The 9,904-nt window shown below is 43.4% G+C and carries 10 protein-coding genes; 6 read left to right on the plus strand and 4 right to left on the minus strand.

Annotated elements, in window-relative coordinates:
- Positions 1–111: 111 nt before the first annotated feature.
- From HY960_01450 to HY960_01465, 4 genes are read left to right on the plus strand one after another with little or no spacing between them, the layout of a single operon-like run.
- Complete coding sequence (locus HY960_01450; protein MBI5214397.1) at positions 112–693, plus strand: sigma-70 family RNA polymerase sigma factor; 582 nt, start codon at positions 112–114, stop codon at positions 691–693.
- A 2-nt stretch (positions 694–695) separates the two neighbouring features.
- On the plus strand, positions 696–1,610 hold the full coding sequence (locus tag HY960_01455) for a zf-HC2 domain-containing protein (GenBank protein ID MBI5214398.1): 915 nt from the start codon (positions 696–698) through the stop codon (positions 1,608–1,610).
- A gap of 14 nt (positions 1,611–1,624) precedes the next feature.
- Positions 1,625–3,454 carry a HEAT repeat domain-containing protein gene (locus HY960_01460; protein MBI5214399.1) on the plus strand — a complete coding sequence of 610 codons (1,830 nt, stop codon included), beginning with the start codon at positions 1,625–1,627 and terminating at the stop codon, positions 3,452–3,454.
- A gap of 3 nt (positions 3,455–3,457) precedes the next feature.
- The gene (locus HY960_01465) at positions 3,458–4,666 is read left to right on the plus strand and encodes a HEAT repeat domain-containing protein (GenBank protein ID MBI5214400.1); all 1,209 of its coding nucleotides are present in this window, start codon (positions 3,458–3,460) and stop codon (positions 4,664–4,666) included.
- 118 nt (positions 4,667–4,784) lie between these two features.
- Here HY960_01465 and HY960_01470 read toward each other — a convergent pair whose 3' ends face one another.
- The 4 genes from HY960_01470 to HY960_01485 form a co-directional block, all read right to left on the minus strand.
- A complete protein-coding gene (locus HY960_01470) occupies positions 4,785–5,396 on the minus strand; it encodes a hypothetical protein (GenBank protein MBI5214401.1) in 612 nt (203 codons plus the stop codon).
- A gap of 99 nt (positions 5,397–5,495) precedes the next feature.
- Positions 5,496–5,948 (minus strand): hypothetical protein, encoded by a 453-nt coding sequence (locus HY960_01475; GenBank protein ID MBI5214402.1) that lies wholly within the window; start codon positions 5,946–5,948, stop codon positions 5,496–5,498.
- A 48-nt stretch (positions 5,949–5,996) separates the two neighbouring features.
- Positions 5,997–6,176, minus strand: a complete 180-nt coding sequence (locus HY960_01480; protein MBI5214403.1) for a hypothetical protein — start codon at positions 6,174–6,176, stop codon at positions 5,997–5,999.
- 26 nt (positions 6,177–6,202) lie between these two features.
- Positions 6,203–6,499 carry a zinc ribbon domain-containing protein gene (locus HY960_01485; GenBank protein MBI5214404.1) on the minus strand — a complete coding sequence of 99 codons (297 nt, stop codon included), beginning with the start codon at positions 6,497–6,499 and terminating at the stop codon, positions 6,203–6,205.
- A gap of 398 nt (positions 6,500–6,897) precedes the next feature.
- Here HY960_01485 and HY960_01490 point away from each other — a divergent pair, with 398 nt between their 5' ends.
- Together HY960_01490 and pckA are read left to right on the plus strand one after the other, a co-directional pair.
- On the plus strand, positions 6,898–8,115 hold the full coding sequence (locus HY960_01490; GenBank protein MBI5214405.1) for a pyridoxal phosphate-dependent aminotransferase: 1,218 nt from the start codon (positions 6,898–6,900) through the stop codon (positions 8,113–8,115).
- The gene (gene pckA, locus HY960_01495) at positions 8,112–9,752 is read left to right on the plus strand and encodes a phosphoenolpyruvate carboxykinase (ATP) (GenBank protein ID MBI5214406.1); all 1,641 of its coding nucleotides are present in this window, start codon (positions 8,112–8,114) and stop codon (positions 9,750–9,752) included. Before HY960_01490 ends, pckA begins: the two co-directional genes overlap by 4 nt.
- Positions 9,753–9,904: the final 152 nt, after the last annotated feature.

Here is a 9,904-nt window from a genome sequence, read left to right on the forward strand (position 1 = left end):
AATTCGGCATGACGACAAAAACAATTTTTTGAGATTTCGTCAATGTTTGATTCCTATTTGTCAACCTTTCCCCTCATCCCATCGTCTTAACGATTGAAACAATGAAACCACGTGATTGACGAACAAACCCTCGTCGAACAAACCCGGAACGGCAATATGAACGCCTTTCGGCAGTTAGTCGAACGATATCAGGTGAAAATCTATCGCCTTGCTTATGATTTATCCGGTAACCATCTCGATGCCCAAGATGTGTCGCAGGATGTTTTCCTGAAAGCGTACAAGTCGCTCCACAATTTTCGCGGCGACTCGAAGTTCGGGACGTGGCTCTATCGTATCACGGTCAACACGTGTTACGACCATCGAAGTAAAAAATCGCTAACCATGTTCAAGCCAACTCATTTAACAGACGATGACGAGAACTCAATTCCCGTTGAGCCGCGCAGTACTTCCGTCACGCCCGAACAATCAGCAGAAGCGAGTCTCATTCAAAAAGATATTGAACGAGCGCTTGAACAATTAACGCCGCGTGAAAAAATCGTCTTCACACTCCGGCATTACCACGACCTCCCTTTGAAAGAAATTGCCGACATGTTGGAAATTTCTCTCGGCTCAGTGAAGACGTTACTCTTCCGCGCCATCAGACGATTACAGAGTGAACTTTCGATATATCGGGAAGAATTAGGAATAGAATAACTATGAAACAATGTGAACACTATCAGGAACTGTTCGTTGAAGCATTGTACGACGAACTCCCGAAAGAACAACTATCGGAACTGAAATCGCATCTGAACTCATGCGCACCATGTTCCGCCGCGTACCGGAAACTTGAATCAACATTACAAGTGATGAGTCAACGAACGCGAACAGAGCCGGACGAAGCATACTGGAAAAATTACTGGAACACATTGGACGCTTCGATACAAAAAGAATCCGAAGTGAAACAAGAGAAGCGGAACATTCTCCCCCTTCGTTTTGCATGGCAACCCGCATGGTCATACGGCATCGCCGCAACACTTCTGCTTGCTGTCGGATTGTATTTAGGAAAATACATTTTCAGTAACCAGGAAACCGTCAACAGTCAACCGACAACAGTCAACCTCGAACAAAACACAACCGTTGATACTGTAATCAGCAATCAGCAATTTCACCCGCCACAGGCGGGCAAGGAAATCAAAAATCAAAATTCCATTCCGGAAACCGGAAACAGGAAACCGGAAACTAATCAACTAACAAGGCTAGCCGCTCAGTCCTACTTAGACCGTTCAAAAGTCATGCTTCTCGGTCTCATCAATTCGGAAGATGATGCTTCATTAAGTTTTTCGCGACAGCAGAAAATATCCCGCTCGCTTCTCCACGAAGCCGCCGATTTGAAACCAAGACTTATCGAGCCGGACCAACAACGCATCAAACAATTGATTGATGAGTTGGAAGTAATTCTGCTTCAACTTGCCAACATCGAAGAGCAAAGCGATTTGCCGGCAATCGAACTTGTTAAAAAAGGTGTTGACGAGAAAGCGATTCTGCTAAAAATCAATATGGAAGAAATGCGTGCGATGAAGAGCAAGCAATCACAAAAGAAATCATTAACGAAAGAACATAAAAGTTTGTAAGAAAGGAACTCACTATGAATCTCAGTAAAGCTCACACACATCCCACTCACGTCATGCTGAATTTATTTCAGCATCTTTTCAAACACGTAATTAGATTCCGAAATAAATTCGGAATGACATTACTGTTGATATTATTAATTCTTTCGAGTTTTCAGTCATTCGCCCAAGACACCGACTCGAAAGCGTACGAGAAAGCATACGGTTTCGTTCTTGAAGAACAATGGGAAAGCGCGAAAAAAGCCTTGGATGCATTCGTCAAAGAATATCCGAAAAGCAAATCAGTGACAAGCGCTCGCTACTGGCAATGCTATGTGAAAGAGAAATCGGGAGAGAATCCAGAAGAAGTGTTCAAGTGCTATCAGAATTTCATCAAAGCATTTCCGAAGAGCAAGTGGGTTGATGATGCAAAAGGAAATATGGTTCGCATCGGAGCGTCGCTCGTCCGGGCAGGCAAACCGGAATACGAAACAATGATTGACGATTTGCAAAGCGAAAATGATGACGACATCAAACTTGCGGCGCTCCACGCTTTGCGCGATATCGGCGACGAGAAAGCGTTCGAGACGATTAGTTCGCTGTATGATAAGACATCGAGCGAGAATATCCACAGCAAAATTGTCTATATCCTCGGCGATTTCGATTCGGAGGAAGCAACAAAAAAACTGAGCGAGATTGTTGCAAAAGATAAAAGTATCAAAGTCCGTCGCGACGCGGTGTATGCACTCTCGAACAAAGACAATAAAACTGCATCGAACCTGCTGATGCAAATCATCAAATCAGATAATGATGCGGAAGTCCGGAAAGCCGCGCTCTATGCAATCGGCGATAACGAGTTGAACGATGTTGTAGCATTTCTCGGAGAACTTGCACGCACAGAGAAAAACAAAGAGCTTGCTAAAGCGGCAACATATGCGCTCAATAATAATTCTCATGACAACGCAACGAAAGAACTCAAACGAATTTTGAAAGAAGCAAAACATTCCGAGGTTCGCACCGCCGCGCTTTATGCTCTCGGAGACAGAAACCAAAACGATATCGTTTCTTTCCTTGGCGAAATTGCACGTACCGAAACGGACAAGGAGCTTGCCAAAGCGGCGACGTATGCGCTGAATAATAATTCAAGCAGTGAGGCAACGAAGGAACTCAGGAATATTCTCAAAGAAGCAAAGCATACGGAAGTCCGTTCTGCCGCATTGTATGCGTTCGGCGACCGTGATGATGAGGCATCGCTTGGAACGCTTAAGGAAGTCGCATTGGGTGATGATGAGCCGGAACTTCGGAAAGCCGCCGTCTATGCAATCGGAAATATGGATGGAGCCGAAGCAGGAAAAGTATTAAAAGACATTATCATGAACGGCAAAGATAACCAAGTTCAGGAAGCGGCAATCTATAGTATGGGAAATACTGACGATCCTTCTGCGGCTGAATATCTCTTCACTATCGCCACAGAGCAATCCAACGAACAGGTCGCCAAAGCCGCTGTGTATGCGCTCGGCAATGTACATGGAAACAAAGTTAAAGAGACGCTTCGCAATATCATCAAGAAAGCGAAATCCTCGGAGGTTAAAAAAGCGGCTCTCTATCAAATCGGAAACGAGGATGATGATGCATCCATCAGTCTGCTCGGGACAATATTGAAAGAAGAAACCGATACGGAACTTCAGGTTGCGGCAATTTATGCACTTGCAGGGACTGAAAGCGACGACGCTGTTCCCTATCTGGTTGATGCTGTGAAAAAAGACGGAAGTAAAAAAGTGAAAACTGCGGCAGTGAATGCTCTCGGTCAAATCGGGACAGAAAAAGCACGCGCCGCACTCATGGAAATTCTTGAGGGGAAAAAGTAAGTTATGCGTTATATGTTATACGTGACTCGATTTTCTGTTTACAGTTTAATGTTTCCTGTTTTCAGTTATTCTTTTCTTGTTCTTAGTTTGCTGAATGTTGCCTGCACGGATAAAAGTATCGGTCAGGAAGTTATACGAATTAACCACTCACAAATTAACAACTCACCAAATGATCAATCACTAAACGAGAGATTGGAAATTGCTCATAATCTTGCAAAGAAAAACAACAGCAAAAATGGCTACTGGATTGGCTACTGCATTTCGCGGCTGATGGAAAAGAATTCGTATGTCGGGGCGTTTGATTCGCGGAAACGAAATACCAAATCAATTTTTGAAATGGTGTACGGTGTTAAAAATGAATCTGAACCGACGCCTGAGTTTGACAGCGACTGCGGTAAGATGGTCTACGACCTCGTAGAGGAAGGAACAATCATTATTGGTGACGGAAAAGATGCTAAGATTGTCAAGAAAATTGCTGTTCTTATTTTGTTTGAAAAAGAGTACGTTCGCGAAGTGAACATAAGCAATATGTCGCTTCATGCTGATTTGGATGAGAAGCCACTGTACTGGCTCGAAGCCGCACACGATGATGAAAGTGTGGAGTTGTTGAAATCAATGTTTCAGAAAACCAAAACAAATGAAGTGAAAGAAGATGTCATCCGGGCAATTGGATTGCATCAGCCGTCTGATGAAATATTCCTTTTCCTCAAAAACATTCTCCTCAGCAAAGCAGATGATGATGTTCGGGAAGAATCTGTTTTCTGGATTGGTCAGCAGGAACACGAAGAAGTTATTTCTTTACTGACTGCAACAGCACAAAAAGATAATTCGGAAGATGTGAGAGAAAAGGCAGTGTTCTCTCTCAGTCAGGTTGAAACCGAAACGGCAACCGACTCACTCATTTCACTTGCCCGAAAAGGAAAGCACGCGGGAACACGAAGCAAGGCATTGTTCTGGCTTGCTGAGAAAGCATCGAAAAAAGCGCTCGATGCAATTAAAGATGTCGTGTTTGACGATGATGAAGATGCGGAAGTTCAACGGCAGGCGCTCTTCGCACTCACACAAATGGACAACCACGACGGCGTGAACGAACTCATCAAGATTGCACAAAAACACCACAACCCGAAACTCAGGAAAGAAGCAATCTTCTGGCTTGGACAATCAGAAGATGAACGGGCGGTGGAGGCGTTGGTGGAGATTGTGAAAAATTGATTTCGGATTGCCGTTTCCGGATTGAAAGAGGCGCGACTTACTTACACTCGGATGCTATCGGTATTTTTGGGGTTCATGATTCACTCTTAGAAGAAGTGAGTCGCACATTCAATTAATCTCAGTTGACAAAGATATAACTAATGCTTAGACCAAAAATAATGAAGAATATAGCTATACTTAAACAACCTCCACTTTTCGTAGCAGTAGAACGAAAGTATGGACTTTGAGCAATACATCTTTCAATATCAAATTCAGATGCAAAATCTCGACACATATCACGCTGATGCATTTTTCTTTTATCATCTGGATAGGTATGTGGTCCTGGTGTTGGGAAGAATATGCTTGCAAGCATAACTTCTATTTTAAAAATTATTTGAGAAATTGTTAACTGCGCATAATCATCACGTAAATCATGTGACTCCAACTTAAAAGTCCAATAGGTATATGCTAAATCAAGAAATGGACCTTCGCTTACCCCATAATTCTGTTCTAAAGTTTTCCCAAATCGTTTCGTGATACTATTTTTATCACCGAATGTTTTTTTGGTATTAACCTTCACCCAAAAATATCTTAAAAGGGCATCTAATGTTTCTAAACAAATATCTGCACTTTCAGCAGTACTTTTATCAGGTACGTTTGAAAGAAGAATTTCTTTATGTTTAGGGCTTAGAGACTTGCCCAAATTTTTATAAGCTACTTCAACTTCATTCATCCATTTATTTAAGTCCATATAATATCTTTCATTGTGGGATAGATGTTACATTTCTAAAAAAAAATTGTTTTGTATAGTTACTTTAGAGTGCTTACTCAAATGTTGGAGTAGTCAGAATCATAGTTTCTTGATGATTGCTTGGTAAATACGGATCATCCATTCAGGTTGGTCATTAAGAAAATAATAATAACGTGTTTTACAATTTATTTTTGCAAAGGTTGAATGAAAATAACTATTGCTCGTGACAATGACTGGATCTTTCACCAATCCAAATTGATCGGGAGTAATGTCTAAAATTATTCCATTATATTCTAACCATCTATGACTGCCATGCCAAATCTTACCTTCTACAATTTGAGCATAAACTTCAAAGAGCGATTCAAGATGATATTTTTCAGTCAAGTAAACTCCTAATAATTTCGTCGCCTCTCCACAAGCACCCCAAGGGAAACTCTTCATTCTATTATTCCCTTCATCTCCTACGAATTCAATAGAAAAATCTGCTTTATCAATAGCATTACGAAATGATTTAGCAAGAGACAAAAGTTTATCTTCATTAAGCTCAGACATTTTGTTCAAGTATTCCCAAAAATAATTCTTTGAAATCAGGCGACCACTTTATTCGAGCCACCGACTCATCCTCACTTTTGCTTCTTCATACGAAATTGATTCCCCTGCTTCAACCTTCTTCATACTTGAAAGAATTTTCTCTCTGACATATAACTCATCAATTATTTCATCGGTTGTGACTTCATCCGGAAGTTGTTGAATGAGGTCCAACGCTTCTTGTTTCGACATGGTACGTTCCTTCAATAAAAAATATTCTACTTACTCTCTGTGGTTGAATTACTTGTTTTCGTTTCCGTCTTCTTCGTCTCCGTTTTCGTCCCGCTCTCCGGCGTCGCTTTCGTTTCCGTCGCCGCGCTACTTGTGTTCGACTTCTTATAATCCGTCAAATAAAATCCGGAACCTTTAAAGTGAAGTCCGCCGCCGCCGCTTATTAAGCGGACAAGATTTTCCGTTTTGCAAGACGGACAGGTTACTAACACCGGTTCTGAAATTCTCTGGAGTTCTTCAAACTCGTAAGAACATGATTTGCAACGATACGCATAATTGGGCATAATTTTCTTTTCCTTGTTTATATTTTCATTATTTGATGGGAAAATATACAGAGTTACCTGTTATTTAACAATCACGCGGAATCGTTACTGGTTAGTGGTTTCTGGTTACAGTTTTTTAGATTTTGTATCACGATGTATTTTCCTTTCACCTGTTTTCAATTGGTAACAGGAAACTGAAAACACTAAACTGAAAACTTTTCTTTGCTTGGTTAAGTGACCGAGTTTTGGTAACTTTGCATTGCGAATCAGCAAATCGTTCTTACCTCATTTCCCCTTTCCCTGTTCTTCGTCATAACACCTATGACCTATTACCTAAGACCTTTTACCTAACACTGCACCCGCCGGTGGCGGGCAGAAAACCCGAAACTCGAACCAAAAACAATAAACCAAAAACTACTATGTCTCTGAGTACTCTTGCAAAATCCATCGCTGAGTCGCCGACGCTCAAGTTGAACGAGGAAGCTCGTCTCTTGCGTGAAAAAGGCGAAGCAGTGATTCACCTCGGCGCTGGCGAGCCGAAAAACAAAGCGCCCATCAATGCTATCCTGAGTTCCGCCGCGAAGTTGACGACAGGCGATGTGAAGTACACGCCTACTGACGGCATTCCGTCGCTCAAGAAAGCAATCATCCGTTACACGGAAGAACATTACGACAGACTTGTCGCACCGGAAAATGTTATCGTCTCCGCCGGAGCGAAACAATCACTGTACAACTTGCTCTATACAATTCTCAATCCGCAGGATGAAGTGATTGTGCTGGCGCCATACTGGGTCAGCTACCCTGAGATGATAAAAATGTGCTACGGCATTCCGGTGATTGTGAAACCGGAAGACGGGACGTTCACGCCGCGCATGAAAGAAATCGAAGCGGCTGTCAGTTCATACACGCGGGCAATCATCATCAACAGTCCGAACAATCCAAGCGGTGTGATGTATCCTGAGCAATTCATCAAAGAAATTGTTGAGTTCTGTGAGAAGAAAAATATCTATTGCATCATGGATGATATTTACCACAAACTTGTGTTTGATGGACGTTCACCAATTTCCGCATTCAAGTTTACGAGCAAAGATATTGAGTCATCCAAAGTCATCGTCATCAACGGCATCTCGAAGTTATATGGCATGACAGGGTTTCGCATCGGCTGGGTTGTGGCGAGCAAACCAATCGTCAGCGTGATGATAAATGTTCAGGCACAAACGACTTCTTGCCCTGCGCTTCTCACACAAGCGGCGGCAGAGGGCGCGTTAATGGGAGTTCAAAGCAGTGTAGATGCGCTTCGACTCATGATTGAAAATAATCGCAACGTGATGGTTCAGGAATTGAAATCGTTCGATGGTGTGAAAGTTACAAAACCACACGGAACATTTTATTGCTTGCCCGATTTCCGCGCATACTCGAATGATTCAATAAAACTTTCGGAGATGTTGTTGAAGAAAGCGCTTGTGGTGACTGTTCCCGGAAAAGAATTCGGGATGGAAGGTCACTTGCGGCTGAGTTATTGCGGCACCATCAAAGAAATCAAACAAGGAGTTGAGCGCATCAAATGGGCGCTTGACCCGAAAGCACCAAAAGAAATTTTTATCGGCGAACGTAAATTAGTGAGGGATTGGTTATGAACAACTTACTCAATATAAAAACTCCGACTGAAGGCGAAGCACAATCGCTGAAGAGCGACTACGGACTCATTAATCATGGCTTGACCGACTTGCGTATGGTCTATTGGAATCTTCCGACGGAAGCGCTGTATGAAGAAATCGCGTTTCGGAAAGAAGGACGCATCACGCAGTTAGGTCCCATCGTTGTAAACACCGGCAAGCACACGGCACGCGCCGCAACGGATAAGTTCATCGTGAAAGAAGGAACGACCGACGACAAAATCTGGTGGGGCGAGTATAATCGTCCGTTCAGTCAGGATAAGTTTAATGAATTGTGGGCGCGTGTTCAAGGTTACTTGCAAGGGCGTGACCTGTTCGTGCAGGATTGTTACGCAGGCGCGGATGCAGAATATCGAATGCCGATTCGCATCATCACTGAGCAAGCGTGGCACAGTTTCTTTGCGCGCAATATGTTCATCATGCCGAAGACTCTTGAAGAATATCGCCGCCACATTCCCGACTTCACGGTTGTGTGTGTGCCGGGCTTCAAGGGAATTCCGCAGATTGACGGAACAACAACGAACACATTTATCGTGTTGAACTTCGAGCAACGATTGTGTGTCATCGGCAATACTGCATACGCCGGAGAAATCAAAAAATCCATCTTCACGATTATGAACTTTCTCCTTCCGCTTGAAGGCGTGATGCCGATGCACTGTTCGGCAAACATCGGTAAGCAAAACGATGCGGCAATTTTCTTCGGACTTTCAGGAACAGGCAAGACAACGCTTTCTGCCGACCCCAATCGCGGACTGATCGGCGATGATGAACACGGCTGGAGCGATGAAGGTGTGTTTAACTTTGAAGGCGGTTGTTATGCGAAGGTGATTAGTCTCTCCGCTTCTGCTGAACCACAAATTTTTGCCTGCACGCGAAAGTTCGGAACGATTCTCGAAAATGTTGTCTTCGACCCTGTTACGCGAAAGATTGATTTGGACGACCCGACGATTACCGAGAACACCCGCGCTTCATATCCTCTGGAATATATTGACAACGCTGTGCCGGAGAAAATGGGCGGACATCCGAAAAACATTATCATGCTTACGTGCGATGCTTCGGGTGTGATGCCTCCGATTGCAAAACTGACACCTGAGCAAGCTATGTATCAATTCATTTCCGGTTATACATCGAAGATTGCCGGGACGGAAGTCGGACTTGGGAAAGAACCGGAACTGACATTCAGCACATGTTTTGGCGCGCCGTTCATGGTGCATCATCCGTATTTCTATGCTGATTTGTTGAAGCGAAAAATTCTCAAGTACGGAGTGAACTGCTGGCTCGTGAACACCGGCTGGGTTGGCGGCGCGTACGGAATCGGAAAACGCATCAGCATCAAATACACTCGTGCGTTGCTGAACACCGCATTGAACGGAAAGTTGTTGAATGTTGATTACGCAACAGACCCAATCTTCGGTTTTCAGGTTCCGAAAACATGTGAAGATGTTCCACCGAGTGTTCTCAATCCTGCGGAAGCATGGGCAAGCAAGGAACAGTACATGCAAAAATACCGCGAACTTGCAACCCGCTTCATCGAAAACTTCAAGAAATATGAAGTAGGTTGTCCGCCGGAAGTTGTGAAGGCGGGACCAAAACCTTGAAGTAACCTTAGATGGGGCTGTCTCAAAAGGGCAGCCCCTTTGTTTTGTTTATTGTGATTGATAGTGCAACAAGATCGAACCAGAATCGTTATTGGTGGTATGCCAACAGCAATTTTCAAACCGTATTCTCCCAATCAATTACAACTTCTTCC

Source organism: Ignavibacteriota bacterium (assembly GCA_016212665.1).
Taxonomy (GTDB): Bacteria; Bacteroidota; Ignavibacteria; order UBA10030; family SZUA-254; genus FW602-bin19.